This window comes from Sphingobium sp. V4, assembly GCF_029590555.1.
Lineage (GTDB): Bacteria > Pseudomonadota > Alphaproteobacteria > Sphingomonadales > Sphingomonadaceae > Sphingobium.
The window spans coordinates 323808-349112 of record NZ_CP081001.1 but is presented as its reverse complement, the minus strand read 5'-3'; the positions used below and the strand labels follow the sequence as shown (position 1 = coordinate 349112).

Annotated in this window: 28 protein-coding genes and 1 other RNA gene; 9 read left to right on the top strand and 20 right to left on the bottom strand. The window is 65.4% G+C overall.

Features of this window, described 5'->3' with window-relative positions; genetic code table 11:
* Positions 1–19 precede the first annotated feature (19 nt).
* Positions 20–1276 (top strand): MFS transporter, encoded by a 1257-nt coding sequence (locus tag K3M67_RS01815; RefSeq protein ID WP_232313797.1) that lies wholly within the window; start codon positions 20–22, stop codon positions 1274–1276.
* Here K3M67_RS01815 and K3M67_RS01810 read toward each other — a convergent pair.
* The 12 genes from K3M67_RS01810 to K3M67_RS01755 form a co-directional block, all read right to left on the bottom strand.
* A complete protein-coding gene (locus K3M67_RS01810; RefSeq protein WP_066860332.1) occupies positions 1269–1781 on the bottom strand; it encodes a GNAT family N-acetyltransferase in 513 nt (170 codons plus the stop codon). The genes K3M67_RS01815 and K3M67_RS01810 overlap by 8 nt on opposite strands.
* A 71-nt stretch (positions 1782–1852) precedes the next feature.
* Positions 1853–4528: a TonB-dependent receptor plug domain-containing protein gene (locus K3M67_RS01805; protein WP_066860335.1), complete on the bottom strand. Its 2676-nt coding sequence runs from the start codon at positions 4526–4528 to the stop codon at positions 1853–1855.
* Between the two features lie 327 nt (positions 4529–4855).
* The gene (gene rplS / locus K3M67_RS01800) at positions 4856–5224 is read right to left on the bottom strand and encodes a 50S ribosomal protein L19 (protein WP_066860338.1); all 369 of its coding nucleotides are present in this window, start codon (positions 5222–5224) and stop codon (positions 4856–4858) included.
* 7 nt (positions 5225–5231) lie between these two features.
* The gene (trmD, locus tag K3M67_RS01795; RefSeq protein ID WP_066860589.1) at positions 5232–5969 is read right to left on the bottom strand and encodes a tRNA (guanosine(37)-N1)-methyltransferase TrmD; all 738 of its coding nucleotides are present in this window, start codon (positions 5967–5969) and stop codon (positions 5232–5234) included.
* Positions 5966–6241, bottom strand: coding sequence for a hypothetical protein (locus K3M67_RS01790; RefSeq protein WP_066860341.1), 276 nt, complete (start codon positions 6239–6241; stop codon positions 5966–5968). The genes trmD and K3M67_RS01790 overlap by 4 nt, the downstream gene beginning before the upstream one ends.
* Positions 6242–6347: 106 nt before the next feature.
* A complete protein-coding gene (locus K3M67_RS01785) occupies positions 6348–7850 on the bottom strand; it encodes a serine hydrolase domain-containing protein (protein ID WP_285832102.1) in 1503 nt (500 codons plus the stop codon).
* Positions 7847–8221: a type II toxin-antitoxin system VapC family toxin gene (locus K3M67_RS01780; RefSeq protein WP_285832101.1), complete on the bottom strand. Its 375-nt coding sequence runs from the start codon at positions 8219–8221 to the stop codon at positions 7847–7849. The genes K3M67_RS01785 and K3M67_RS01780 overlap by 4 nt, the downstream gene beginning before the upstream one ends.
* Positions 8218–8493: an AbrB/MazE/SpoVT family DNA-binding domain-containing protein gene (locus tag K3M67_RS01775; RefSeq protein ID WP_066860350.1), complete on the bottom strand. Its 276-nt coding sequence runs from the start codon at positions 8491–8493 to the stop codon at positions 8218–8220. Before K3M67_RS01775 ends, K3M67_RS01780 begins: the two co-directional genes overlap by 4 nt.
* Positions 8494–8524: 31 nt before the next feature.
* The gene (gene rimM / locus K3M67_RS01770) at positions 8525–9019 is read right to left on the bottom strand and encodes a ribosome maturation factor RimM (protein WP_285832100.1); all 495 of its coding nucleotides are present in this window, start codon (positions 9017–9019) and stop codon (positions 8525–8527) included.
* Positions 9020–9024: 5 nt separating this feature from the next.
* On the bottom strand, positions 9025–9465 hold the full coding sequence (rpsP, locus tag K3M67_RS01765; protein ID WP_285832099.1) for a 30S ribosomal protein S16: 441 nt from the start codon (positions 9463–9465) through the stop codon (positions 9025–9027).
* A 41-nt stretch (positions 9466–9506) separates the two neighbouring features.
* Positions 9507–10979 (bottom strand): signal recognition particle protein, encoded by a 1473-nt coding sequence (ffh, locus tag K3M67_RS01760; RefSeq protein WP_066860357.1) that lies wholly within the window; start codon positions 10977–10979, stop codon positions 9507–9509.
* 193 nt (positions 10980–11172) lie between these two features.
* A complete protein-coding gene (locus tag K3M67_RS01755; protein WP_066860360.1) occupies positions 11173–11895 on the bottom strand; it encodes a hypothetical protein in 723 nt (240 codons plus the stop codon).
* 179 nt (positions 11896–12074) lie between these two features.
* On the opposite strand from K3M67_RS01755, the gene K3M67_RS01750 reads away from it, so the two are divergent.
* The 8 genes from K3M67_RS01750 to K3M67_RS01715 all read left to right on the top strand — a co-directional run bounded on the left by K3M67_RS01750 (position 12075) and on the right by K3M67_RS01715 (position 19253).
* Entirely contained in the window at positions 12075–13469 is a 1395-nt protein-coding gene (locus tag K3M67_RS01750; protein WP_066860363.1) for an amino acid permease, read from the top strand.
* 34 nt (positions 13470–13503) lie between these two features.
* Complete coding sequence (locus K3M67_RS01745; protein ID WP_066860365.1) at positions 13504–14103, top strand: energy transducer TonB; 600 nt, start codon at positions 13504–13506, stop codon at positions 14101–14103.
* Between the two features lie 43 nt (positions 14104–14146).
* On the top strand, positions 14147–14947 hold the full coding sequence (dapF, locus tag K3M67_RS01740; RefSeq protein WP_066860367.1) for a diaminopimelate epimerase: 801 nt from the start codon (positions 14147–14149) through the stop codon (positions 14945–14947).
* A 3-nt stretch (positions 14948–14950) separates the two neighbouring features.
* Positions 14951–16201 (top strand): tRNA (N(6)-L-threonylcarbamoyladenosine(37)-C(2))-methylthiotransferase MtaB, encoded by a 1251-nt coding sequence (gene mtaB / locus K3M67_RS01735; RefSeq protein ID WP_285832098.1) that lies wholly within the window; start codon positions 14951–14953, stop codon positions 16199–16201.
* Between the two features lie 120 nt (positions 16202–16321).
* Positions 16322–17254 carry a signal recognition particle-docking protein FtsY gene (gene ftsY / locus K3M67_RS01730; protein WP_066860375.1) on the top strand — a complete coding sequence of 311 codons (933 nt, stop codon included), beginning with the start codon at positions 16322–16324 and terminating at the stop codon, positions 17252–17254.
* Positions 17244–17906 carry a septation protein IspZ gene (ispZ, locus tag K3M67_RS01725; RefSeq protein ID WP_066860378.1) on the top strand — a complete coding sequence of 221 codons (663 nt, stop codon included), beginning with the start codon at positions 17244–17246 and terminating at the stop codon, positions 17904–17906. The genes ftsY and ispZ overlap by 11 nt, the downstream gene beginning before the upstream one ends.
* Before the next feature lie 168 nt (positions 17907–18074).
* Entirely contained in the window at positions 18075–18689 is a 615-nt protein-coding gene (locus tag K3M67_RS01720) for a superoxide dismutase (protein ID WP_285832097.1), read from the top strand.
* 126 nt (positions 18690–18815) lie between these two features.
* A complete protein-coding gene (locus K3M67_RS01715) occupies positions 18816–19253 on the top strand; it encodes a hemerythrin domain-containing protein (protein WP_285832096.1) in 438 nt (145 codons plus the stop codon).
* A 6-nt stretch (positions 19254–19259) separates the two neighbouring features.
* Here the strand turns inward: K3M67_RS01715 and K3M67_RS01710 are convergent, their stop codons facing one another.
* From K3M67_RS01710 to K3M67_RS01675, 8 genes are all read right to left on the bottom strand, one after another.
* A complete protein-coding gene (locus tag K3M67_RS01710; RefSeq protein ID WP_066860382.1) occupies positions 19260–20792 on the bottom strand; it encodes a methyl-accepting chemotaxis protein in 1533 nt (510 codons plus the stop codon).
* A complete protein-coding gene (locus K3M67_RS01705; RefSeq protein WP_285832095.1) occupies positions 20789–21103 on the bottom strand; it encodes a hypothetical protein in 315 nt (104 codons plus the stop codon). Before K3M67_RS01705 ends, K3M67_RS01710 begins: the two co-directional genes overlap by 4 nt.
* A gap of 35 nt (positions 21104–21138) precedes the next feature.
* Positions 21139–21507: a (2Fe-2S) ferredoxin domain-containing protein gene (locus K3M67_RS01700; protein ID WP_502958889.1), complete on the bottom strand. Its 369-nt coding sequence runs from the start codon at positions 21505–21507 to the stop codon at positions 21139–21141.
* A complete protein-coding gene (locus tag K3M67_RS01695) occupies positions 21446–21994 on the bottom strand; it encodes a J domain-containing protein (RefSeq protein ID WP_066860391.1) in 549 nt (182 codons plus the stop codon). The genes K3M67_RS01700 and K3M67_RS01695 overlap by 62 nt, the downstream gene beginning before the upstream one ends.
* A gap of 65 nt (positions 21995–22059) precedes the next feature.
* Positions 22060–22448: RNase P RNA component class A (rnpB, locus tag K3M67_RS01690), an RNA gene on the bottom strand.
* A gap of 42 nt (positions 22449–22490) precedes the next feature.
* On the bottom strand, positions 22491–23189 hold the full coding sequence (locus tag K3M67_RS01685) for an N-acetylmuramoyl-L-alanine amidase (protein WP_285832094.1): 699 nt from the start codon (positions 23187–23189) through the stop codon (positions 22491–22493).
* 129 nt (positions 23190–23318) lie between these two features.
* A complete protein-coding gene (locus K3M67_RS01680) occupies positions 23319–24203 on the bottom strand; it encodes a CheR family methyltransferase (protein WP_066860396.1) in 885 nt (294 codons plus the stop codon).
* Positions 24203–25285 carry a chemotaxis protein CheB gene (locus K3M67_RS01675; RefSeq protein ID WP_285832093.1) on the bottom strand — a complete coding sequence of 361 codons (1083 nt, stop codon included), beginning with the start codon at positions 25283–25285 and terminating at the stop codon, positions 24203–24205. Before K3M67_RS01675 ends, K3M67_RS01680 begins: the two co-directional genes overlap by 1 nt.
* Between the last annotated feature and the right edge of the window lie 20 nt (positions 25286–25305).

Here is a 25305-nt window from a genome sequence, read left to right as displayed (position 1 = left end):
CACAAACGGCATCGGCGAAATGTGGCGGCACAAGCGCGTGCTCGCGGCCAGCCTGATCGGCACGGCCGTGGAGTTTTACGACTTCTACATCTACGCCACCGCCGCGAGCCTGATCTTCCCCTCGCTCTTCTTCCCCTCCTCCTCGCCCACGGCGCAGTTGATGGCCTCCTATGCCAGCCTCGCCCTCGCATTCTTCGCCCGACCGGTGGGCGCGGCGGTGTTCGGCCATTATGGCGATCGCGTCGGGCGCAAGGCGACCTTGGTCGCTTCGCTGATGCTGATGGGCGGCTGTACGCTGCTGATCGGCTTCCTGCCCACCTATGCGATGATCGGCTGGTGGGCGCCGCTGATCCTCTGTCTCCTGCGTTTCGGCCAGGGTTTCGGGCTGGGCGGGGAATGGGGTGGCGCGGCCTTGTTGGCGGTGGAAAACGCACCGGCCGGATGGCGCGCCCGTTTCGGCATGTTCCCGCAGCTTGGCGCCCCGGTCGGCTTCATCGCCGCCAACGGCCTGTTCCTGGTGCTGGGCGCCTTCCTGTCGGACGCGGATTTCTTCGCATGGGGCTGGCGCCTGCCCTTCCTCGGCAGCGCGGTGCTGGTGATATTGGGCCTGTGGGTCCGTCTCAAGCTGACCGAAACCCCGGAATTCGCCGCCGCGCAGAAGGAGACGCCGCCGCCCGCCGTGCCGCTGGCCACCCTGCTCTCCTCGCATCTGGGCGCGGCAATCGCCGGCACCTTCGCCTGCGCCGCCTGCTTCGCCGTCTATTATATCGCGACCGCCTTCGCGCTCGGCTATGGTACGACCGCGCTTGCAATCGACCGCGAAATCTTCCTCGCGCTGCAACTCGGCGCGATCCTGTTCATGGCCTTCAGCATCATCCTCGCCGGCTGGTGGTCGGACCGCACAAGCCCCACCACCGCGCTCGCTTGGGGCTGCGCCGGGACGGTGCTTATGGGCATCGCCTTCGGCCCGCTGATCGGCACCGGGGCGCTGCTGCCGATCTTCGCGGCGCTCAGCCTGGCGCTGTTCGTCATGGGGTTCATATACGGGCCGCTTGGTGCCTATCTGCCCGCCCTCTTCCCGATCCAGCTGCGCTATACCGGCGCCTCCTTCGCCTTCAACCTGGGAGGGATATTGGGCGGCGCGCTCGCCCCGATCGTCGCTACCTGGCTGATCGGCGCGCAGGGCGTGGGGCTGGTCGGCCTCTACATGTCGGCCGCCGCGCTCATCAGCCTTGGCGGCCTGTGGTGGACGAGCCGGGCGCCCGCCATCAGATGAGCTTGCGCATCAGCAGCATCGGCACGCCGCTATCCTCGAACGGGCGCACGCCTTCGAACCCGAAGCTACGGTAAAGCGGCACTCCCGCCATCGTGCCCGACAGTTCCAGCGCGGCGAAGCCCTCCGCCTTCGCCGCCGCCTCGCACAGCGACAGGATCAGCGTTCCCACGCCTTTGCGGACATGGTCGGGATGGGTGTACATCGCCCGCACCCGCGCCGGCTCGCTGGCCGGGTCGAGCAGCCGGTCGTCGCGCCCGGCGCTGTGATTGCCGCCATAGGCTGTCGCCCGCCGGCTCCAGCCGCCACAGCCGGCGATATCGCCCGCATCCTCGATCACGAAATAGGTGCCGTCGGCGATCAGCCGGCTGTCCAGCCCCATGAAGCCATGGCTGGCCTGCACCTGATCCGGCGTCAGCCAGCCGGATTGCAGCCGCTCGATGGCCAAGGTCATGAGCCCCGAAAGCGCGGGCTCGTCGGACAAGACGGCAAGTCGGTGGGTCAGCATGAATAGCTCCTGGGACGAAAACGGCCGACCCCGCAAGGGACCGGCCGCCGTCGTGACGTCGAACGAAGGGATCAGAAGTTGAAGCCTACCTTCGCATACCAGAAGCCGCCGTTGAAGCCGAAGGGCGACACGTCGGGATAGATGTCACCGGTGAAGCGGCCGCCGGTCGAGGCATAGACCGGACCCAGCGTCCCCTTGGTGTTCGAGAATTTATCCGGATAGTTGCTGAAGATATTCTGCGCGCCGGCGCTCAGCGTGAAATTCTCGTTGATCTCGTAGCTGACCTCCAGGTCGAACACGAACTCGCTGCCGAAGGTCTGCGACACCGGGCCGTCGTCCGTCACCGTATATTTGCCGTACCAGTTCATGCGGCCCAGCACCGACAGAGGCCCTGCGGTCCAGTTCTCGGTCAGGATGACGCGGGTCTTGGGCAGCGTCCTTTCCAGCTGGGCCACACGCACGTCCGACACGATCGCCGCATCACGCGCGATGACCTTGGTCTTGTTCCAGTTGAAGGCCAAAGTCGAATTGAGCGACCCGAGGTCACCGACCGCGAAGCGATAGCTGCCAACGACATCGATGCCCTGCGTCCTCGTGTCGAAGGCGTTGGTCAGGAACTGCACCTCGTTGACGGTGGCATAATTGGCCAGGCCCAGCGACTGGAGCGTCGGCCGCTGCGCGTCGGTGATCTCGAACGTGCCGGACGTACCGATCCGGTCCTTCACCTTGATGTTGTAATAGTCGATCGACAGCGTCGCGCCGGGTGCTGGCGTGAAGACCGTGCCAAGCGAGAAGCTGACCGATTCTTCCGGCTTGAGCGCCTTGGCGCCCAGATAGGCCGCAACCGGACTCGTCACCGGGAGCGTCATCGATTCGATTGCATTGGGATTGCCGGGATTGAAGCCGGTGGCGATGCTGCTGCTGTTGACCTGGCCCGGCGTTGGCGCGCGGAAGCCTGTCGCCACCGTCCCGCGCAGCGCAAGGACGTCGGGAACGACGGCGTAACGGGCCGAGAATTTGCCGGTGGTCGAATTGCCGAAGTCGGACAGATGCTCGTAGCGGCCGGCGATGCCGAAGGAGAGCTGCTCGGTGACGTCGCCTTCGATGTCGATATAGATGCCCTTGGAATTACGGCTGCTCTCACCCGCGATTGCCGGCCCATAACCGGGGAAGCCGTTGGCCCCGACCGGCAGCGTAACCGACAGTTGCGATCCATCCGCATTCAGTACCGGCGTACCGTCCTGATGGAACACCAGGTTCCCGGTATATTGCCCGATCGCATAGGAGGCCGCATCGCCCAGGCCCAGTTCATAGGATTCGCGGAAATATTGCCCGCCGAAGGCGATGGTGACGGGGCTGGCGAAGCCGACTTCCCACGGATAGCTGAAGTCCGCGTTGACCAGGGTTTCGCGCTGCTCCAGCTTGCCCAGATAGAATTCGGTCGGCGACGTGATGCCCAGCGACGGGTTCATCGTCCCGTTCATCGTGTAGCGCAGGGTCGACTGGCCGTAACTGCCCGACAGGTCATAGTTGAGGCCGAAGCCCGTCACCCCCTTATAGCCAACCGTACCGGAAATATCGTCGATCTTGCCGAAGAAGATCGGAGTGAAGCCGCCGGGATAGACGCAGCTCCAGTTCTGGACCAGCGGGTCAGAACAGCTGGCGACCTGGGTATAGTCGCGATCGGTGACTTCATAATCGTTGGGGGCGTAGACGTTGCCGCCCGCCGCGCCGCTCTGGATGCCGGGCTGCGTATTGTCGAAGTCGGTGAAATAGTCGTTGAAGATGCCATTCTTGCCGAAGCTGTTGCCCTCGATGTCGACTCCGGATGTGTTCACCGACTGGCGATAGTTGAAGCTTTCCTCCTGGAAGCTGTGGCCGTAATTGCCGAAGAAATAGACGCTGCTGTCCTCGCCCAGATCGAAGCCGCCATTCACGAAGAAGCGGTAGGACTCCATTTCCGGATTGCCATAGCGCTGCGCCAGTTCAGGCACCCCGATGTCCGGCTGCTCCTGCGCCAGCAGGTGCGCGCCCGCGCGGGTCACGCCGCGGCTGGTCTTGCCGGCGTTCACATATTCGCCGCTGATGTTGATATGGCCGCTGTCGCCCAGCTTGAACCCGGCATTCAGCGCAAGCTGATAATCCTCGCCGTCGCCACGATAATATTGGCCGTACCGCGCATAGCCCGACAGGCCGTCGCTGTCGTCGCGCAGCGTCATGTTGATGACGCCCGCGATCGCGTCCGATCCATATTGCGCCGACGCACCGTCACGCAGCACTTCGACCGCCTTCACCGCGATCGCGGGAATCTGGGCAAGGTCGGCGGAATGGGCGCCGGCCGACTGGGCGTTGGCGCCGATCTGGACCAGCGCGGAACGGTGCATACGCTTGCCGTTGACCAGCACCAGCGTCTGGTCGGGCGCCAGGCCGCGCAGGTTGGGGGGACGGACGAAGGACGAACCGTCGCCGATGGCGTAGCGCGCGACCGAGAAGGAGGGAACCAGGTTCTGGATCACTTGGTTCATGTCGGCCGTGCCCTGCTTCTGCAGTTCCTGGCCGGAATAGACGTCGATCGGCGTGGGGGATTCGGCCACTGTGCGGTCGGTCCGCCGCGTGCCGGTGACGATGATGGTCTGGCCGGCCGCCGCCGCAGGTTCCTGGGGCGTAACGTCCTGCGCCAATGCGGGCATCGAATAGAAAAGCGCGACAGCAATGGCGCCGCGCGAAATCAGACCCTCATACTTCATCAAAAAGCCCCCTATTGTTTCTTTTACTGAGGCCTTTTCGACATCCTCTTCCCCACAACCGATCTAAAACACCATGGCCGCATAAATATATGGCCGAAATCGATGGATTTCGGCGTCGAATTATTCAGCAACATATGGAAACGAAAGGCTGGCACAAATCCACTAGGGGAGAAATGGCCCTTTTTCATGCCGCCGCACAATGTCGCGGAGGCGCAAAGGCCGGACGCTCGTCCGAATTTTGGAAGTCATTGTAACATAACGAAAAAGGCGGCGACCCTTGGGGTCACCGCCTGTTTCATTTTTACAACTGTCAAGCGATTAGGACGATCAGTCCTCGCTGCGGTTGTCGCGGCGCTCGGCGATGCGAGCGCGCTTGCCGGTGCGGCCACGCAGATAATAGAGCTTGGCACGACGCACGACGCCGCGGCGAACGACGGTGATCGAATCGATGTTGGGCGAATAGAGCGGGAACACGCGCTCCACGCCTTCGCCGAACGAAATCTTGCGCACGGTGAAGTTGGAACCCATGCCCTTGTTCGAGCGGGCGATGCACACGCCTTCATAATTCTGGACGCGGCTGCGCTCGCCTTCGATGACCTTCACGCCGACGCGCAGCGTGTCGCCGGGGCGGAAGTCGGGAATGTCCTTGGCGAGGGCGGCGATGCTTTCCGCCTCGATCTGCTGGATGATGTTCATGTCAAACTCAGTCCTTGGTCGTTCGTTGCGCACCAGAGGGCGGCTGGTCCCGAACGCCGATATGGCGTTCCCAAAGGTCCGGCCGCCTTAGCCGTGTATCTGCCTCCGCCTGCTGTTTCCGCCAGGCGGCGATCTTCGCATGATCCCCCGATCGCAACACTTCGGGGATCATGCGCCCCTCCCATTCTACCGGGCGGGTATAGTGCGGATATTCGAGCAACCCTGTTTCGAAGGATTCCTCGACTCCGCTGGAAGCCGCGCCCATTACACCGGGAAGCAGCCGAACACAAGCATCGAGCAGCAGCAGGGCGGCCATTTCCCCGCCGGACAGGATGATGTCGCCCATGGAGACCTGCTCGATCGGCCGGGCATCGAAAATCCGCTCGTCAAACCCCTCGAACCGGCCGCACAATATGGTCGCGCCCGGCCCCTCCGCCAGCGCGCGCACCCGGCCCTGCGTGATCGGGCGGCCACGCGGCGTCATCGCCAGCACCGGCAGGTCGGGGCGCGTCTCCAGCGCATGGTCGACGGCCTTGGCCAGAATGTCGGCGCGCAACACCATGCCCGCGCCCCCGCCTGCGGGCGTGTCGTCCACCGTGCGATGCCGGTCGGCGGCGAAATCGCGGATATGGATGGGATGGCAGGCCCATTTCCCCTCGCTCAGCGCCCGCCCCGCCAGCGACACGCCCAATGGCCCCGGAAACATTTCGGGATAGAGGGTCAGTATCTGCGCGGTGAAGCTCATTTGCGGCGCCCCGCCCGCAGGCGCGCGGCCGACCAGCCGCCGGCCATGCACAGGATGCCGCAGATCAGCAGCGCAATGCCGACCGACTGCAACAACCCGGCAAAGGGCCGCTCGGGATGCAGCAGCGCCGGGATCAGCACCAGAAGCGGGATCGGCAGGATCAGCCCGGCCGCCGTCGCCAGCCTGGCCAGGCGCGACCAGCCGATGCCGAACAGGCGCCAGCCAGCGACGAGCATGAACAGCAGATAGAGAGCGGTGACGATCTGGGCCATGCGCCGCGCTTAGAGCGATTCCCCCTCGGATGGAACATCTGGCGATCCGGAAAATCACGGAAATCAAGAGATGGCCAGACGACGGCCATCGCCCTGTTCCGCCGCGTCAGGGCGTCTTGATGGCGATCTTCAATTCCTGGATCTGCGCCGTGGCGGTCGGCGCCAGCAGGATCGTGCCGGCCACCCGCCCCCTATCGCACGTCCAGGTGAAGCTGCCCGACAGAGTGCCGGTGGCGGTCACGGGCGCATCGGTCCGGCATGTGCCGACCTCATTCCGGACGGCCGCCAGTTTCCTCGTCCAACTGTCCATGTCGCTGTCCATCAGGAAGTTCATCGCCAGATGCGCGCGCGCCGCCCCGACATCGCCCGCCGCATAGATGCGCCCCGCGGCGGCATAGCCGTCCGCCAGCAGCGCCGACACCGGCACGGTCCCCGCGATCAGCGCGCCCGCCTGCCTCAGCGCCACCGCCGCGTCCCAGGCCGGACCGCTGCCGCCATTATAGGTGCGGTTGGTGAAGACGAAGATGCCCACGCCATGGTCGGGCATCAGCATCACATGGCTGCCATAGCCCGGATAGCCGCCGCCATGCGCCAGCGTCAGCCCCAGGTCGCAATCCTGCGCCACCCGCATCCCGAAGCCATAGGCTGCCGCCTGCCGGCACGCCGTCGCCCCGCTCCTGCCGTTGCGCTGGGCGATGGTCACGAAATTGCTCCCTTCGGCCAGCATCCGCACGGCGCCGCGCGACACCGGCCCCGTCTGCGGATCGTCGCGCGGCGGCCAGGCCGACAGCAGGAAGGCGACCCAGCGGGCATAGTCGTTCGCGCTGGTCTGAAGGCCGCCCATCGCCCCAAAGGCGCCATCCACCATGTCCGGCTCGCTTTTCCAGCGCCCCTCCTCCCAGCGATAGCCGAGCGCACGGCGCTCCAGCGGCCATTCGTTCACCGCATAGCCGCTCGACGTCATGCCGAGCGGCACCAGCAGGCTCTGCTCGACATAGCGGCGATAGGGCATCCCGCTCACATTGGCGATGATCCGCCCCAGCACAGCATAACCGAAATTGCTATATTCATACCGGCTGCCCGGCGCGGTGCTGAACGGCACGCCAGCGGCAAGCATCCGGGTGAACTCGGCCTCTGGCAGCGGCGTCTGCCGATCTCCCCAGGGATTGTCATCGACAAAGCCCGCACTGTGAGTCAGCAGGTCGCGAATGCGGATGCGCGGGCTGTCCCTGGTCGGATAGGCCCATCCGCGCATTTCCGGCACATATGCCTCCGCCAGATCGTCGAGCGACAGCTTGCCGTCCTCCCGCAGCTTGAGGATCGACAGCGCCGTAAACGCCTTGGTCATCGACGCGATACGGAACAGGCTGTCCGGCGTCACCGGCCGTTTCCGGACCAGTTCCTGCACGCCAAAGCCCCTCACATGGACCAGCCGCCCATTGGCGACGATGCCGTAGACGAGGCCCGGCGTGTGACTGTCCACCTGAAATTCGGCGAACAGGCGGTCGATCTCCGGGATTGCGGCATCGATCTTACTCTCATCGGCCGCCCTGGCCGTCGCGGGAAGCAGGGCCAGAAGCAGCAGCGATGGAAGGAAGAGCCACCTCACCGGGTCCAGTCCTCCACTTTCAGGCCGGCTATGTCGGTAAAGTCCGACAGGTTGCGCGACACCAGCGATGCGCCCAATGCGAGCGCCTGCGCTGCAATGAGACGATCGAAGCTGCCCCGACGGAAGGGAATGGCGGCATAAGCCCGCGCCGCCGCCTCATCGAAAGGCAGAACTGCGATCTCTTCCACGAAGGCAGCCAGAGCATCAGGCGACGGCGGCTTACCCCCTACCGTGCCATAAGCCAGTTCCGCATAGGTGATCGACGATATGAAGACGCTTCCGGCCGGCTGGTCTGCCAGACGGTCGATCAGCGACGGGTAAGCACCTGTGAAAATATAGATGCAGCTATTGGTATCCAGCAGATGGATCATTTGCCGCTGCTGTCACGCCCCAGAAGATGCCAGTCGCGCGGACTGTCCTCGAACTCGCCCTCTTCATAGGTGCGCGGCTCCAGCCAAGGCGCCTTGCCGGCGAACTTGCTGACGTCGACCTTGCGCTCCGTCTGCACAGGCTCGAAGGTGAACTTGCCCTTCTCCTCGCGCAGCGTCACCTCGGCGCCCTCCTTGAGCCCAAGCGCCTTGGGCAGCCGCAATGCCAGGCTGTTGCCCGACTTGAAGACCTTGGCCCGATATTCCTCGCCCATGGCGGACCTCCGTGTATACGGAGTGTATATACTATTCAGCGAAAGCGGCGTCAATCAACGCGCCGTCCTCGCTCAGCGTGACGACATGCATGGGCGCCATGAAGCGCTTGCCCGGCTTGTCGCCGACCGCGGGACGCTGCACCTCGATGATGTCGCCGGCGCCAAAATTCTCGACCGCGACGATCTCGCCCAGCGCTTCGCCGGTGCTGGAGGTGCAGGGAAGGCCGATCAGGTCGGCATGATAATATTCGCCCTCGCCCAGGGGCGGCAGTGCGGAACGGGGCACGGTCAGTTCCGTGCCGCGCAAGGCCTCGGCCGCGCTCCGGTCGCCGATCTCGGCGAAGCGGGCGACCGCGCCATTGGGGCCGGGGCGCACCGACTTCAAAGTCAGTGTGCGCCCCGCCGCATCGAAGCCCTTGAAGCTCTTGAGGCTTTCCGCCCCTTCGCCAAACAGCTTCAGACGGACTTCGCCCGCCACGCCATGCGCGCCGATGATGACGGCAAGGGTGACGGGCTTGTCGGTCAAGATAATCAGCCCTCGGCCGCTTCTTCAGCGGGAGCAGCTTCTTCAGCGGCCGGCGCAGCAGCGGCTTCGGCCGCAGCAGCCTTGGCGGCTTCGGCGGCTTCAGCGGCTTCCGCAGCCTTGGCGGCGCGATCTTCCGCGCGGTCCTTGGCCTTCTGGCCCGGCTCAGCCTTGTTCGGGTTGTTGCGCGCCTTGCGCTCCTTCACGCCGGCGGCGTCCAGGAAGCGGGCGACGCGGTCGGTCGGCTGCGCGCCGGCTTCGACCCAGTGCTTCGCACGTTCGGTATCCAGAACGACGCGCTTCTCGTCGCCCTTGGGCAGGACGGGGTTGTAGCTGCCGATGCGCTCGATGAACTTGCCGTCACGCGGGGCGCGGCTGTCGGCCACGACGATGCGGTAATAGGGACGCTTCTTGGAGCCGCCGCGCGACAGACGGATGGAGGTTGCCATGGAACTTGCCTTTCTACTCTATTCTAATCTGTTGAAACTGCTTATTTCTTCATGAAATTCTGGAAACCGGGCGGAAGCTTGGGCATGTTGCCGCCCAATCCGCCAAGGCCGCCCAGACCCGACAGGTCGGGACCACCCGCACCGCCGTCCGGGCCGCCAAGGCCACCCATGCCGCCGCCGGTGAACATCTTGGCCAGCCCCTTGAGGCCGCCCATCTTGCGGATCTTCTTCATCGCCGTTTCCATTTCCTGATGCATTTTCAGGAGACGGTTGACGTCCTGCACGGTCCGCCCGGCGCCCTTGGCGATGCGGATCTTGCGCTTGGCGTTGATCAGCGCGGGCTTCTCCCGCTCCTTGGGCGTCATCGATCCGATCATCGCGTCGAGATGCAGCAGCGTCTTGTCATTGGCGCCGCTGTTAGCCATCGCCGCCTGCGCCTTTTTCAGGCCCGGCAGCATCCCGGCAAGCGCGCCCAGGCCGCCCATGCGGCGCATCTGGTTCAACTGCGCCCGCAGATCGTTCATGTCGAACTGACCCTTGGCCATCTTCTTGGCCAGCTTGTCCGCTTCCTCGGCGTCGATGCTCTCGGCCGCCTTCTCGACGAGGCTGACGACGTCGCCCATGCCCAGGATGCGCTGCGCGACGCGGGCGGGATGGAAGGGCTCGATCGCGTCCAGCTTCTCGCCGGTGCCCGCGAACTTGATCGGGCGACCCGTGACCGCGCGCATCGACAGCGCAGCGCCGCCACGGGCATCGCCGTCCATGCGGGTCAGCACCACGCCGGTCAGCGGCACCTGCGCCGAGAAGCTGGTCGCGACATTGACCGCGTCCTGGCCGGTCAGCGAGTCGACCACCAGCAGGATTTCCGCCGGATTGGCGACGTCGGCGACCGCCTTCATCTCGTCCATCAGCGCCTGGTCGACGTGCAGGCGGCCGGCGGTGTCGAGCATGACCACGTCGAAGCCCTGGAGCTTCGCCGCCTGGAGCGCGCGCCTGGCGATCTCGACCGGCTGCTGGCCCGCGATGATCGGCAGGGTCGCGACGTCGGTCTGGGTGCCGAGCACGGCCAGCTGCTCCTGCGCAGCCGGGCGCTGGACGTCGAGCGACGCCATCAGCACCTTCTTGCGTTCCCGCTCCTTCAGCCGCTTGGCGATCTTGGCGGTGCTGGTGGTCTTGCCCGACCCCTGCAAGCCGACCATCATGATGACGGCCGGCGGGGTCACGTCGATCATCAGGTCGGACGTGTCCGAACCCAGCGTCTCCGTCAGCGTGTCCGAGACGATCTTGACGACCATCTGCCCCGGCGTGACCGACCGCAACACGTCGCTGCCAACCGCGCGCTCGGTGGCCTGATCGACGAACTGGCGGACGACGGGCAGGGCGACATCGGCTTCCAGAAGGGCGATTCGCACCTCGCGCATCGCGGCGCGGACATCGTCCTCCGTGAGCGCACCGCGCCCACGCAGCTTGTCGAATACCCCACCGAGACGATCGCTTAGCGAATCGAACATCATCACCTCATTTGGACCGAAAGGCCCGGAAAACTGCACTTACCCATCAAACGACAAAATCGCCGGCGGGCGAAACCTCGCCGGCCAGCGTCCATCCGATGCCCCTCTTGGGCGTCCTGGAGTCGTCAGGGTATCGGACGGAGACCGGCCGATTGCACGGGCGCCCTTAGCGCAAGGGCGTCCGCGATGCAAGCAATCAGGCAGGAGCCAGAACGGCGACCAGTGCACCGATCGGCGGGGTCGCCGCCAGCAGCGGAACCGCCACCCCCTCGACGATGACGACCAGCGCCCCCACGCCATAGGCCGGATGCACCCGGCGGCGCGAGATCGGATCATAGGCCGCCGCGATCCCCAGATAGAGAAGCTGCATCCCCAGCACCGCCAGTCCGCCCCACGGCCCCAGCAGCGCCATCGGCAATATCCGCCCGAATGCGGGACCGATTATCGCGATCAGCGTACAGATCATCAACCGGCGGTGCCAGTCGGTCCGCCGCCGCGCGCGGATGGCCAGCGTCAGCAGCAGCATGAAGGCCACTATCTCCAGCAGGCTCAGCGCCATGAAGATGCGCGGCGTGAAGAAGGGCGGCACCCGCCCCAGCCGCACCGCCATGCCGGCGGTCAGCAGGCCCAGGGGCACCATCGCCACGCCCAGCCCCACGGCGATCCACCCCAGCCGCCGATGCAACGCCATCGTGCCACGCCAAACCAGCGCGGCCTGCGCGACGAACAGCAGCGTCCACGCCACGAACACGGCGCCATGGACATGCACCCAATAGGGCACACGTCCCACATCCACCTGGCCCCGCAGGGCAAAGGAGCCGAAACCACCGATGACCGTGACCGCAATGAAGACGGCCATGGCCAGAAAAAAGCCGTTCTCGCGCGCGGTGACGCGCGGCGGCATAGCTATCGCATCCATGGGAGCCCTTTCCGCTCGATGACCCTGGCGCGACCCTTCGACTGTCGTTGACGCCTTTCTATCAGAAGCGCAGGGGCAAGACGACAGGGCGCGACGAGTCCCGTCAGCGCTTGCGCGGGACGCTGTTTTACGCCAGCACAACAGCCCGCAACAGACATATATGGGGAGCCGATCAGGACATGAGCTGGACACGCCGCAAGCCGATGGAGGCGATGATGCCGCAGGAGGCGGTGCACCAGATGGCGCGCACCCTTTCCTGGCCGCATCTGCTGGCGCTGGGCGTCGGCGCAATCGTCGGCACCGGCATCCTGACCTTGATCGGGGTCGGCGCGGACCGGGCCGGCCCCGCCGTGCTGCTCTCCTTTGCCATAGCGGGCGCGATCTGCGCCTGCGCCGCGCTCGCCTATGCCGAACTGTCGACCATGATGCCGGCGGCGGGCAGCGCCTACAGCTATTCCTATGTCGTGCTGGGCGAAGGCATCGCCTGGATCGTGGGCTGGAGCCTGATTCTGGAATATTCGCTCGTGGTGTCGACCGTGGCGGTCGGCTGGTCGGGCTATGCCGGGCCGCTGCTGACGCCGCTGGGCTTCCCGGAACTCTTGACCAAAGGGCCGGAACTGGGCGGCCTCGTCAACCTGCCCGCCATCTTCATCATCGCCGTGGTCGCGGGCCTGCTGATGTTCGGGACCCATGAAAGCGCGCGCCTCAACACCATCCTCGTCCTCATCAAGATCGCAACCCTGAGCCTGTTCGTCTGGGTCGCCCTGCCCGCTTTCGACGCACAGAATTTGCAGCCCTTCATGCCCTTCGGCTTCGCCAAGCATATGGGGCCGGACGGGGTCGAACGCGGCGTGATGGCGGCCGCCGCGATCATCTTCTTCGCCTTCTACGGCTTCGACGCCATCTCGACCGCGGCAGAGGAAGCGAAGAACCCGGACCGCGACCTGGCCATCGGCATCGTCGGGTCGCTGATCGTCTGCACGCTCATCTATGTGCTGGTGGCCGCCGCCGCGATCGGCGCCCTGCCCTTCACCCGTTTCGCCGCCAGCCCGGAGCCGCTGGCGCTGATCCTGCGCGAGATGGGACAGGGCGGCATCGCCCGGATCGTAGCCATCGCCGCCGTGATCGCGCTGCCGACCGTGCTGTTGGGCTTCCTCTACGGCCAGAGCCGTATCTTCCTGGTGATGGCGCGTGACGGCTTCCTGCCGCAGAGCCTTGCAAAGATTTCGCGGCGCGGCACCCCCGCACGCATTACTGCCGTCACCGCCGTGCTGGTGGCGATCATCGCCGGCGTCCTGCCGATCGACGAGATCGCGGCACTGGCCAATGCCGGCACCCTGATCGCCTTTACCTCGGTCGGCCTCTGCCTCCTCGTCCTGCGACGCCGCTCCCCGGACCTCAAGCGCCCCTTCCGCACCCCCGCCGCCTGGTTGGTTGGTATCGGCGCGGTCGCAGGCTGCGCCTATCTGTTCGTCAGCCTGCCGATGAAGACGATTCTGGCGTGTGCGGTGTGGAACGCGATTGGGTTGGCAGTCTATTTTCTTTACGGGCAGCGGCGGGCAACCGTCGTGTAAGGGGGAAAGTAAGTTTGTGGTATCCGGACTTTTGATGGCAAGTGCGCTTGCATTGGCTTCACCGGCCGGAAATCCCGGCAGTTGGATGTCCGACAACGACTATCCGGCCGGCGCGCTGAAACGACGAGAGGAAGGCACAGCCGGCTTCCAGCTATTGATTGGCCCAAAAGGAAGAGTTGCCCGGTGCACGATCATGGAACCCAGTGGCTCGACGGACCTGGACGCAGCCACTTGTAGTATGATCGTCGCTCATTCAAAGTTCAGACCAGCGACCGACGAAAGCGGTCAGCCGAGCTATAATATTTATGACGGACGCCTCACATGGCATCTGCCCGGTCGTTCCGGACCGTTCAGGAGCAAGAGGCCCGCACCACCTGGCCCGACAATTGAATTAACGGTTCAAAAATTGCCCGACGGTTCACGGGAAAAAATGGTCTGGCTCATCGCCAGATACGACGCCACCGGACAGATGGCTGCGTGCGAGCCAAGCCCTACCAATTCTAAAGAATGGAAGCTCGCCTCTGTCGCCTGCGGGCAGGCGAAAGCAATACCCGCCGAGATCATCAAGGACAATGACGGCACCCCCATATCCTTGGTTCGCGGCATCAGCGTCTTGTTCAAGACCGCGCAATAGCCCGGACTCGCCTTTTTCGTCCACTCCCACTACATGCGCGCCCATGGGACGCTTTTCCAAAATGCATGGCCTGGGTAACGACTTCGTCGTGATCGACGCCCGCGCCCACCCCGTCGAGATGACGGAAGCGCGCGCGCGGGCCATTGCCGATCGCCATGCCGGCATCGGCTGCGACCAGCTGATCCTGATCGGCGACGCGCCGGATGCCGACGTATCGATGCAGATATTCAACGCCGACGGCAGCGAAGTCGAGGCGTGCGGCAATGCCACACGCTGCGTTCCCCTGTTCGTCGGCCGCGACGTGCTGATCCGCACCAGGGCGGGCCTGCTGGATGCCAAAGCCGTCGACGGCGGCGCGAGCGTAGACATGGGTGCGCCGCGCTTTGAGTGGGATGCGATCCCGCTCGCCTACCCCATGGACACGCTGACCATGGGCGCGACCTGGGAAGACCTGCCCGCACCCGCTGCGGTCAATGTCGGCAACCCGCATGTGATCTTCTTCGTGGACGATCTGGACGGTGTGAACTTCGACCGTCTCGGCCCGCTGATCGAGCATGATCCGCTCTTCCCCGCGCGCGTGAACGTCAATTTCGCGCAGGTCGTCGGCGACAATCATATCCGCCTGGTCGTATGGGAACGGGGCGCGGGCCTGACGCGCGCCTGCGGCACCGGCGCCTGCGCCACCGCCGTTGCCGCCATCCGCCGCCGCCTGATGGCCGGCCCGGTGACGGTCAGCCTGCCCGGCGGCGACCTCGTCATCGAATGGGCACCGGGCGGCACCATCCAGATGACCGGCCCAGCCACCCATGTCTTCGATGGCGAGGCGGACTGGTCGCGCTTTTAGGCCATGGCCGGCCCCGACATCATCACCATGGGCTGCCGCCTCAACATCGCGGAGAGCGAGGCGATCCGCGACATGGCGAGCGGCCAGGACGACCTGATCGTCGTCAACAGTTGCGCCGTCACCGCCGAAGCCGTGCGCCAGACCCGCCAGGCGATCCGCCGCGCCCGGCGCGAACGCCCCGACGCCCGCATCCTCGTCACCGGCTGCGCCGCCCAGACCGAGCCGCAGACCTTCGCCGCCATGGCCGAAGTCGACGGCGTGATCGGTAACCTTGAGAAGATGGAGGCGGCCACCTACAGCTCCGTTCGAGTCGAACGGAACATCGTCAGAGTCTCCGACATCATGGCCGTGCGCGACACCGCGCCGCACATGGCGTCGGCCTTCGCCGATCATGCCCGCGCCTTCCTGGAAGTGCAGAATGGCTGCGACCATCGCTGTACCTTCTGCATCATACCCTATGGCCGGGGGAACAGCCGCTCCGTCCCCGCCGGCGCGGTGGTCGAGAAGGCGAAGCAGCTGGTCGATGCCGGCTACCGGGAAATCGTGCTGACCGGCGTGGATGTCACCAGCTATGGTCCCGACCTGCCGGGCAGTCCGTCGCTGGGCCTGTTGATCGAACGCATCCTGAAAGGCGTGCCCGACCTGCCCCGCCTGCGCCTCTCGTCGATCGACAGCGTGGAAATCGATAACCGCCTGCTCGATCTGATCGCTCATGAGCCGCGTATGATGCCGCACCTGCATCTCTCGCTCCAGGCCGGCGACGACCTGATCCTCAAGCGCATGAAGCGCCGCCACGCCCGCGCGGACGCGATCCGCATCGTGGAGACGGTCAAGGCCGCCCGCCCCGACATCAGCATCGGCGCGGACATCATCGCCGGCTTCCCGACCGAGGACGAGGCGATGTTCGAAAACAGCCTCCGCCTGATCGATGAATGCGTCATCGTCCATGGCCATATCTTCCCCTTTTCACCCCGCACGGGCACCCCCGCCGCACGAATGCCGCAGGTCGATCGCGCGACGATCAAGGCCCGCGCCGCGCGGCTGCGCGATGCCTGTGCCACCCGCCGCGAAGCCTGGCTCCGCAGCCTGATCGGCACCACCCAGTCGGTGCTGGTCGAACGCAGCGGGTTGAGCGGCCATGCGGAAAATTTCGCGCCCGTGCGCTTTACGGAAGGGCAAGCGCCCTCCTCCATCGTGCGCGCAACCATCACGGGCCTTGAGAATGGCTCCCTGATCGCGCAAGAGGCGGCATGACAGGGATTTCCATCATCCGTCATTCCCGCGAAGGCGGGGATCCATCTCCCGGACTTGCGGTTTTGGGATATGGCCGGAGATGGTTTCTCGCCTTCGCGGGAATGACGATGGTTTATTTGCATGGCTGACACTTCCTGGCGCGACCGCCTCTTCGGCGGATTGAAGCGCACCTCCGACAGGCTCGGGGAAAATCTCACCGGCCTTTTTACCAAGGCCGCGCTCGACAACCAGACACTGGACGAGATCGAGGAAGCGCTCATCATGTCGGACCTTGGTCCCGCCATGGCCGCACGCGTGCGCGAGCGGCTGGCCGAGGGGCGCTACAACAAGGAATTGACCGAGGACTATCTGCGCGAAATCATCGCGGAGGAGATCGAGAAGACCCTCGCCCCGGTCGCCCGCCCGCTGGAGATAGAGGCCTTCCCCCGCCCGCAGGTGATCCTGGTGATCGGCGTCAACGGCTCGGGCAAGACCACCACCATCGCCAAGCTCGCCCATAATTTCCTGGAGCAGGATTATGGCGTGATGCTGGCGGCGGGCGACACCTTCCGCGCCGCTGCCATCGGACAGCTGAAGGTCTGGGCCGAGCGGCTCGGCGTCCCCATCGTCGCGGGCAAGGAAGGCGGCGACGCGGCGGGCATCGTCTTCGATGCGGTCAAGCAGGCCACTGCCACCGGCATCGACGTGCTGATCGTGGACACCGCCGGCCGCCTCCAGAACAAGACCGAACTGATGGACGAACTGGCCAAGGTGCGCCGAGTTCTGGGCCGATTGAACCCCGCCGCTCCGCACGACGTTGTCCTGGTGCTGGATGCCACCACGGGACAGAATGCGTTGAACCAGATCGAAGTCTTCAAGGAAACCGCTCAGGTGACGGGCCTCGTCATGACCAAGCTCGATGGCACGGCGCGCGGCGGCGTGCTGGTCGCGGCGGCGGAGAAATATCGCCTGCCCATCCATGCGATCGGCGTGGGCGAGAAGATCGAGGATCTGCGCCCCTTCGATCCGGGCGACATGGCCAAGGCGATTGCGGGGACGGCCTATGCCCGCTGACACCAAGGCGTCCGCAAAGCCCGCTCATGGCGGCACGCTCAGCCTGGCGCTCGACTTCGGGCCGCTGCTGGTCTTCTTTCTGACCTACAAGGGCGCGGGCTGGATCTGGGGATCGGGCAATCCCATCACCGCCATGACCTTCGGCACCGCAGCCTTCATGGCGGCGATCGTGATCGCTGTCATCATCTCGAAGGTGAAGCTGGGCCGTGTGTCGCCGATGCTCTGGCTCTCAGCGCTGCTGATCCTGTTCTTCGGCGGCCTCACCATCTATTTCCACGACCAGAGCTTCATCCAGCTCAAGCCGACCATCATCTACAGCTTCTTCGCGCTGATGCTGTTCGCCGGTCTGCTGCGCGGCAAGCCGCTGCTCAAATATCTGCTGCAAGCAGCCTATGACGGGCTGACCCATGAAGGCTGGCTGAAACTGTCGCGCAACTGGGCGCTGTTCTTCGTCGCCATGGCGGTCGCGAACGAGGTGATGCGCCGGTCGATGAGTTTCGATACATGGCTGGCGGTCAAGGTTTGGGGCGTTACCATCGTGTCGATCGTCTTCGCCGCCGCCAACATCCCGATGCTCATGCGCCATGGCCTGACCCTGGGCGATAGCCTGGACAGCGACGAAGTCGGCGAAACCACCCCACCGCAGGGATAGGCGCCTTTTTCTGCGATCGTTTCGCAATAGGCATATCCCCCTTTCAATCCCCGTCAGGGTGAGCATATGGGAGGCGCGGCGGGCTTGCAGCCCAGCCCGGATCATTGAACCAACCGACCGCGCCAGCCGTTGTGCGGCCGTCCCATAACGAACCCGAGGAGTTCCGCCATGGCCTTTGTTCTGCCCGACCTGCCCTATGCCAAGGATGCCTTTGGCGACATCCTTTCGATCGAAACCTTCGATTTCCACCATGGCAAGCATCACAACGCCTATGTCGTGAAGGCCAATGAACTGGTCGCTGCGGACCCCGCCCTGCAGGGCAAGTCGCTCGTGGAACTGATCAAGTCGTCCAAGGGCGGCCTTTTCAACCAGGTCGGCCAGATCTGGAACCACACATTCTACTGGCAGTCGCTGTCGCCGACCAAGACCGCGCCCACCGGCGAACTGCTGGCCAAGATCGAGGAAGCCTTCGGGTCGGTCGATGCGCTGATCGAAAAGCTGAAGACCGAAGCCGTCGGCCATTTCGCCAGCGGCTGGGCCGCGCTGATCCTGAAGGACGGCAAGCTGGAAGTGACCAGCTATCATGACGCCGACACCCCCGTCGCGCATGAAGGCCATGCGCCGCTGCTGATCGTCGATGTGTGGGAACATGCCTATTATATCGACTATCGCAACCTGCGCCCCAGCTATGCCGACCGCATCCTCAAGGAAGCGATCAACTGGGATTTCGCCGCCCTGAACCTGGACGGCGAGGGCGCCAGCCGCGCCGACCAGCCCGCCTGATCGGACGGACTGTCTCCGCGCCCCGGCGTGGAGACAGTCATTCCCGCACCATTATGGTGCCGGAACAATATTTTGTTAAAGCTCCTGCGGTCATGATCGGCTCTCCGTGGCACGGGGAGCGCCCTGATGATGAATTTGCATGAGCTGCGCCGGCAGCATGAAGAAATCAGCCTGAGCGCCCGCCAGCTCGCGCAGGCCATCACCGATGACCGGCAGCCGCAGGGCGTGGCCCGGCTCCGCTGGCAACTGGCGCGGCAACTGATCGCGCATCTCGCGCTGGAAGACCGCATCCTCTATCCGGCGCTGCAACGCGCCGCCGATCCCCTCACCCGCGAGCGCGCAACGCTCCTGCAAAAGGAAACCGGCGCCCTGGCCGACAGATTTTCGGTCTATATGGCGGCCTGGAGCGACGACCGGATCAGTTCCCAATGGTCCGATTTCTGCGCCGAAACCCGCCTGATCCTGACCGCCCTGAGCGACCGGATCGATCGCGAAAACCGCGCTCTCTATCCACTGGCCGACACGGCGGCGGCCGACGCATCCCGCTTGGCCCGACGGGCCTGACCCCTGTCAGGCGGCTTCCAGCTGCCCGACGAACCGGTCGGTCGCCCGCTGCAAGGCCTGCGCGGTGCGCGACAGGCCCGACGCAGCGCTGGACACACGATCGGACAGGCTTTCGGTGCTGCGCGCCATGTCGGCCACCTGCTCCATCCGCCCCGCCATTACGATCGCGTCGCGCGCCGTATCCCGCGCCGACTGGCCGATCGCCTCGGTCGCATCGCGCTGGTCGCCGACCGCGCGCTGGATCGCGTCGGCCGCTCCGGCCAATTGTTCCACCGCCCCAGCGACATCCGCCAGCGCCTCCTGCGCAACCCCGGCCCCTTGCTGCGCCGATTGCGCCAGGGTCTGGATCTCGCCGGTCGCGCTCGCGGCCTGCCCCGCCAGTTGCTTGACCTCCTGCGCGACGACGGCAAAGCCCCGCCCCACCTCGCCCGCGCGCGCCGCCTCAATGGTGGCGTTGAGCGCCAGCAGGTTGGTGCGCGCGGCAATCTGGGTGATGGAATCGGCGAAACCAGTGATGGAGGCGGTGCGATTCTCCATGTCGCGCATCGCTTCATGCCCGGCGCTGGACACGCGCTGCGCTTCCCCACCCAGCGTCGCCTGCTGGGTCGCGGCGGTCGCAATCGCGGTGATGGATTCGGAAAGCTGGTCGATCCGTCTCGCCAGTTGCGCCGCCCGGCTCGACGATTGTTCGGCAGCCGCAACCGTCTCGTCCGTGCCGGCGCTAGCACGGCGCGCTACATCGTTCAGCGAACGGGCCGACTCCTCCAGTTCGCCGGTGGCGGTGCTGACCGCATGGACGACGTCCGCGATCGACTGGCGGAACGCCTGCACCAGCGCCAGCGTTTCCGCGCGTCTTTCCGTGGCGATCCTCGCCCTGTCCTGTTCGCGTTCGGACCGCAACGCCGCCTCGCGCTCGCTCGCCGCCCGGCTGGCCGCCATGGCCGATTCGGCCGCGGCGCGACCGGCCTCGGCCTCCTGCGCCAGCCGCGCCGCACCACTGACATGTCCATCGAGGGCCAGCAACATCGCCCGCAGGCGCGTGGTCAGATAGCAGAGTATCGCGGCCTCAAGCAGCACCGCCAGCGCATGAATCGCGACACGCTGCACGTCGCCCCCGCCGGGGAAAACCCAGATGGGCGAGAGAAAGCTCAGCAGGAGGTGATGCAGGGCCACCAGGCCCGCCGCCAGCAGGATCGGCCGCCAGTCGTACAGCAGGGCGAGGCCGGCAAGCGCGACGAAGAAGAACATATGGCCGTCCATCTGCCAGCGGTGGCCCGCCATCAGGAACACGCCCAGCGCCGGTTGCACCGCAGCCAGCGTGCCGACCGCGAGCCGCACGTCCATGTCGCGCCGCTGGCGCAGGACCATGACGGTCGGCAGCGCATTGGCGAGCGCGGAAAAGAACAATATCGTGCCCCCCTGCGGCAGGCCCAGGGCAATCGCCATCAGCCCCAGCGCGGCGCTCCAGATCCAGCTGGCCAGCAGCAGGATTCGCAACCCCTGCAATCGCAGCCGGCCCAGACTGTCGATCGCGCTCATCCAGCGGCCGCTCCGCACCCGCCCGCGCGCGCCGACAGCGCGATCACGCCCTTGCCCAGCAGCGGCCGGGCCAGCCGGTCGCGCTGCCCATCGACCAGGAAGGAGCCGGCCCACGGCCCTGCCGCCACCAGGCGCGCGCCGTTCGCCACCGCCATGGGCACCAGTTCGGCCCGGGCTGCCCGTGTGAGCGGCACCAGCAGCATCGTGCCGCTGGCCGGCGGCGCTGCATAGAGCGCGACCAGGCCGACCAGGATCAGCCCGCACTGGGCGACCAGCGGCAATCGCGACCGGACGGAAGATAATGATTTCATTTCGACCGGTTAGGGTCGGAATGGTAAGAAATGCATTAACGATGATCGGGAAGCAGCCCCAGCGTCGCCGCCAGCTCGTCCAGGTCCGCGTCCGGCCGCACCAGCAGCCATTCCCGGCTGTCCGCGCCGTTCACGACCGTCACGGCGCCCTTCGGACAGACACCCAGGCAATTCACCTCGACGATGCCGGCCGCACCCTTGCGCCCCTTCCTGATCGACAAGTGCCGCCGCAGCGCCTTGGCCAGACGCTCGTCGCCGCCCGGACCGAAGCCGCCGTCCAACTTCCTTGAACATTTGCGGCAGACCAGCACGGTATTCCGCCAGTTGGAGCGGACATGATCCTTAATCGGTCGCGCCCTTCGGCTTCCAGCTGCGACGTTCCTCCGCTGCACGCAGCACTTCATAAGCCGCCTGGATGGCCTGGAACCGCACCGCTGCTTCGGCGTCGCCTGGCTTCACGTCGGGATGATGTTCCTTGGCGAGCCGGCGCCAGCTCTTCTTGATCGCGTCGAAACTCGCGTCATCCTCTAGGTCCAGCGCTTTCAGCGCATGGAGCTCGTCCCGCGATCGGCTGCCATCGCCAGGTCCGCCCCAGCCATGATAGGCGCTCGACTGGAACGCGCCCGCATCGCGCCGCTCCTCCTGCTCACGCCGCGCCCGCTCTTCCTGATCCAGCCCCTGAAAATAGTCCCAGTTCCTGTTATATTCGGCGGCATGGTCGCTACAGAAATACCAGCGATCACGGCTGTTCGGGGATTTGGGCGCAGGGCATTGGCCGGGCCGGTCACAGCCATAACGGTCGCACAGGCGCACCTGCTGCGCCTCGCGCGTGGCGCCATAACTGCGCCACCGGGGAAAGCCCCAGTCATTGGATCGGCTCTGTCTTGCCATTTATGCAGAGTAGGGATTTGCCAGGCCGAACGCCAGCCCGCCCCTTTCCTTTTTGCGTGAACACCAGTGCCAGAGGGTCTGTAAGCCGGGTTCTGTCCACCCCGTTAAGGGGATAGGCGACCATTCCTCTAGGGAACGGATTGCTCCGTTCCTCCAGCAACCAACCCGGGCGATCTCGGCCGAAACATGCCTAGCAGCCTTTCGACTGCGCGCCGCCCCTATTCGGTCTTGCTTCCGGTGGGGTTTACCGTGCCGCCTTCCGTTGCCGGAGACGCGGTGCGCTCTTACCGCACCCTTTCAATTTCGCGGGGTCGAAACCTTCGCGACCTGCTTTCTGTTGCACTGTCCCTTGGATCGCTCCAGCCGGCCGTTAGCCGGCACCGTCATTTCGTGAAGCCCGGACTTTCCTCGCCGTGGAAGTTACCCGCCACGCCGCGGCCGCCCGACCCTCTGGCGATGCTGCCCCTAGACCGATTCTGGCGCTTAGTCACCCTGTTTAGTCGTCGCCCTGTGGCTTGGGCAGCAGCAGGGCGAGCAGGATGGCGCGACATTCGCCGTCGATCACGCCGTCGATCAGTTCCGGGCGAAACCGTCGCTGGAACGCAACGACCGCCGCGTCCGGCTCGGCTATGTCATAGCCGAACCGCTCCAGCGCGAGCATGAAGGCGCTGTCGGTCCACAGCGGGTCCATCAGATTCTTGGTCGGCCGCGGTAGCGCCAGACGCAGCCGCGCAAGTGTTCCCCAGGGGAAGAGTTCGCCTGGATCCTGCTTGCGCGCGGGGGCCACGTCGCTGTGGCCGACGATATTGCCGCGTGTAATGCGATAGCGCTGGACGATGTCGTGGATCAGCGGGATCAGCGCGCCCATCTGCGCCTCGGGGAAAGGGCGATAGCCCCATTCATGCCCCGGATTGACGATCTCTATGCCGATGCTGGCCGAATTGACGTCGTCGGTGCCGCGCCAGTGTGCACGGCCCGCGTGCCACGCCCGCTTGGCCTCGTCCACCATCCGGACGATCTGCCCTTCCTCGGTCACGACATAATGGGCCGACACCTTCGATTCGGGACTGGCCAGCCAATCGATCGCACTCGCCGCGTCGGGCATCCCCGTATAGTGCAGCACCAGCATCGAGACGGGCAATTTCCGATCGTCGAAATTGGGCGACAGCGTCTCTATCATGGGAATGTCGGTCATCGGGAAAGGCCAGTCACTTCCAGCTGTTCGATCATCGCGCCCTTCCGGCCGCCTGTTCACGCGGCAGCCTTGCAAGACCATGGCCGAGACCGCCACGGCAATCAAGCATGGTTAAGGCGGGCGACCGCCTCAGCCGACGCGGCGCACCCGGCCGATCGCATTGGCGGGCAGCGCCGCCTGCCGCGCATAGCTGCCACGGAATTCGGGATGGGCAATGAAATCATCGCCTTGGCCGATCACCGTTTCCCCGGCACCCAGCAGCAGGATCGAACGCGCATGGCTGTGCCGGGCAAGCAGGCCGAGCACGGTCTGCCGCCGCTCCGGCGTGAAGTAGAGCAGGACGTTGCGACAGAGCAGCAGGTCATATTCCCCCGAAGGCGCCGCCGCATCGAACAGATTATCTTCCCGGAAATCGATCATGCGCCGCAATTCCGGACTGGCCCGCCAATCGTCCCCATGAGGCTCGAACCATTTGATCAGGTCCCCGATCCCCAGCCCCCGCTGCACGTCCATCTGGGAAAAGATGCCAGACCGCGCCTGGTCGATCGCAGCGCTCGATATGTCCGTCGCTAATATCTCGATCCGCCAGCCGTTCCAGCGCGACCAGTCGTTGCGCAACTGGATCGCCAGCGAATAGGCCTCCTGCCCGGTCGAACAGCCCGCGCTCCAGATACGGAGCGTGCGATCCGTTCGATCGGCATGGATATGCGGCAATATCTGTCGACTGACCATGTCGAACAGCTGAAGATCGCGGAAGAAGCTGCTTTCATTGTTGAGCAGCGCGTCGATCACCGCCTTTTCGAGCGGCAGGTCGCTCTGGCGCAGCAGCCGCGCGGCGAGCGCATCGATGTCAGCCAGGCCATGGTCGCGCAGCACAGGGCGCAGCGCCGTCTCCATGCGCCAGGCCCGGCCTTCGGACAGGATCTGGCCGGTCCGCGCCTCAAGCAGGCCCGACAGAAGCCGGGCCGCGCCCTGGTTGAGGCGAGCGGTCGATCCGGAGGGCGGAAGCGTCATCAGGCGCTCACCTTTCCGCGTCGCGCCACGAACGCCATCATTGCCGCCGGCTCCAGCAGCGCGCAGGTCAGGCCCGCACCCGCTACCGAACCGGGCATACCCCATACGACGCTGCTCGCTTCGGTCTGCGCGACGATCCAGCCGCCCGCAGCCACGATGTCCCGCGCACCCATGGTACCGTCACGCCCCATGCCGGTCAGCACGATCCCCGCCGCTCCGGCGCCATAGACTTCCGCCATACTGGTGAACATCGGGTCGACTCCCGGCAGGTTGCCCGCCGCCGTCCGTTCGGGGTTGAGATGGATCGCAACCCGCCCATGCAGCCCCTTGCGCAGTTGAAGATTGGCGTCACCTGGTGCGACATAAACCGTGTCAGCGGCCAGCGGATCACCGGTTTCCGCAACCTTCACCCGCAGGCTCGTCATCCGCGCCAGTTGCTGCGCGAAATAGATGGTGAAGCTCAGCGGCAAATGCTGGGTCAGCAGGATCGGCACGCCAATCGGCGCGACCAGCCCCTGGAACAGTTGCCCCAGTGCGTGAATCCCCCCCGTCGAAGCGCCGATGCCCAGGCAGCCGAGCGGCTGAACCGCCGGCTCGGTGACGGGCGGCCCCGCAGAACGCGACCCGACCGGGCTGTCCGATCGACCGTCGAACAACCGGTTCAGCCGCTCGATCAGCGCCTGGGGGAACTGCTCGCCAAAACTGCCGCTGCCCGGCTTCGACACGATGTCGCTTGCGCCCAATGCGAGCGCCTCGACAGCGGCCGCGCTGCCCTCCTCGCACTTGCCCGACAGGATCGCGACCTTGATGCCCGCGTCCGCGCGCAGGATCGCCGGCAGCGCCGCAAGGCCGCTCTGCCCCGGCAATTCGATGTCGAGCAACACCAGGTCGACCGCATTGTCCGCCAGATAGTCGAGCGCATGTTCGGCGCTGTTGGTCTTGTGAACCACAGCATAGCGCGGGTCGGCGTTCAGGATGCGTTCGATGACGGTACGCACGACGACCGAATCGTCGACAACCAGCGTGCGAAACGGCTTCCGCTCACTGCTGTGACTGGTCATGATCGGCACGATGGCGGTCATCACGGCGCTTTCTGCACGAA

What these genes read in the sequence shown, in the direction of transcription:
- K3M67_RS01815 (WP_232313797.1), top strand. Translation starts at nt 20, where the DNA reads ATGTGGCGGCACAAGCGCGTGCTCGCGGCCAGCCTGATCGGCACGGCC.
- K3M67_RS01810 (WP_066860332.1), bottom strand. Translation starts at nt 1,781, where the DNA reads ATGCTGACCCACCGACTTGCCGTCTTGTCCGACGAGCCCGCGCTTTCG.
- K3M67_RS01805 (WP_066860335.1), bottom strand. Translation starts at nt 4,528, where the DNA reads ATGAAGTATGAGGGTCTGATTTCGCGCGGCGCCATTGCTGTCGCGCTT.
- rplS (WP_066860338.1), bottom strand. Translation starts at nt 5,224, where the DNA reads ATGAACATCATCCAGCAGATCGAGGCGGAAAGCATCGCCGCCCTCGCC.
- trmD (WP_066860589.1), bottom strand. Translation starts at nt 5,969, where the DNA reads ATGAGCTTCACCGCGCAGATACTGACCCTCTATCCCGAAATGTTTCCG.
- K3M67_RS01790 (WP_066860341.1), bottom strand. Translation starts at nt 6,241, where the DNA reads ATGGCCCAGATCGTCACCGCTCTCTATCTGCTGTTCATGCTCGTCGCT.
- K3M67_RS01780 (WP_285832101.1), bottom strand. Translation starts at nt 8,221, where the DNA reads ATGATCCATCTGCTGGATACCAATAGCTGCATCTATATTTTCACAGGT.
- K3M67_RS01775 (WP_066860350.1), bottom strand. Translation starts at nt 8,493, where the DNA reads ATGGGCGAGGAATATCGGGCCAAGGTCTTCAAGTCGGGCAACAGCCTG.
- rpsP (WP_285832099.1), bottom strand. Translation starts at nt 9,465, where the DNA reads ATGGCAACCTCCATCCGTCTGTCGCGCGGCGGCTCCAAGAAGCGTCCC.
- ffh (WP_066860357.1), bottom strand. Translation starts at nt 10,979, where the DNA reads ATGATGTTCGATTCGCTAAGCGATCGTCTCGGTGGGGTATTCGACAAG.
- K3M67_RS01755 (WP_066860360.1), bottom strand. Translation starts at nt 11,895, where the DNA reads ATGGATGCGATAGCTATGCCGCCGCGCGTCACCGCGCGCGAGAACGGC.
- K3M67_RS01750 (WP_066860363.1), top strand. Translation starts at nt 12,075, where the DNA reads ATGAGCTGGACACGCCGCAAGCCGATGGAGGCGATGATGCCGCAGGAG.
- K3M67_RS01745 (WP_066860365.1), top strand. Translation starts at nt 13,504, where the DNA reads ATGGCAAGTGCGCTTGCATTGGCTTCACCGGCCGGAAATCCCGGCAGT.
- dapF (WP_066860367.1), top strand. Translation starts at nt 14,147, where the DNA reads ATGGGACGCTTTTCCAAAATGCATGGCCTGGGTAACGACTTCGTCGTG.
- mtaB (WP_285832098.1), top strand. Translation starts at nt 14,951, where the DNA reads ATGGCCGGCCCCGACATCATCACCATGGGCTGCCGCCTCAACATCGCG.
- ftsY (WP_066860375.1), top strand. Translation starts at nt 16,322, where the DNA reads ATGGCTGACACTTCCTGGCGCGACCGCCTCTTCGGCGGATTGAAGCGC.
- ispZ (WP_066860378.1), top strand. Translation starts at nt 17,244, where the DNA reads ATGCCCGCTGACACCAAGGCGTCCGCAAAGCCCGCTCATGGCGGCACG.
- K3M67_RS01720 (WP_285832097.1), top strand. Translation starts at nt 18,075, where the DNA reads ATGGCCTTTGTTCTGCCCGACCTGCCCTATGCCAAGGATGCCTTTGGC.
- K3M67_RS01715 (WP_285832096.1), top strand. Translation starts at nt 18,816, where the DNA reads ATGATGAATTTGCATGAGCTGCGCCGGCAGCATGAAGAAATCAGCCTG.
- K3M67_RS01710 (WP_066860382.1), bottom strand. Translation starts at nt 20,792, where the DNA reads ATGAGCGCGATCGACAGTCTGGGCCGGCTGCGATTGCAGGGGTTGCGA.
- K3M67_RS01705 (WP_285832095.1), bottom strand. Translation starts at nt 21,103, where the DNA reads ATGAAATCATTATCTTCCGTCCGGTCGCGATTGCCGCTGGTCGCCCAG.
- K3M67_RS01700 (WP_502958889.1), bottom strand. Translation starts at nt 21,507, where the DNA reads ATGAAGTGCTGCGTGCAGCGGAGGAACGTCGCAGCTGGAAGCCGAAGG.
- K3M67_RS01695 (WP_066860391.1), bottom strand. Translation starts at nt 21,994, where the DNA reads ATGGCAAGACAGAGCCGATCCAATGACTGGGGCTTTCCCCGGTGGCGC.
- K3M67_RS01685 (WP_285832094.1), bottom strand. Translation starts at nt 23,189, where the DNA reads ATGACCGACATTCCCATGATAGAGACGCTGTCGCCCAATTTCGACGAT.
- K3M67_RS01680 (WP_066860396.1), bottom strand. Translation starts at nt 24,203, where the DNA reads ATGACGCTTCCGCCCTCCGGATCGACCGCTCGCCTCAACCAGGGCGCG.
- K3M67_RS01675 (WP_285832093.1), bottom strand. Translation starts at nt 25,285, where the DNA reads ATGACCGCCATCGTGCCGATCATGACCAGTCACAGCAGTGAGCGGAAG.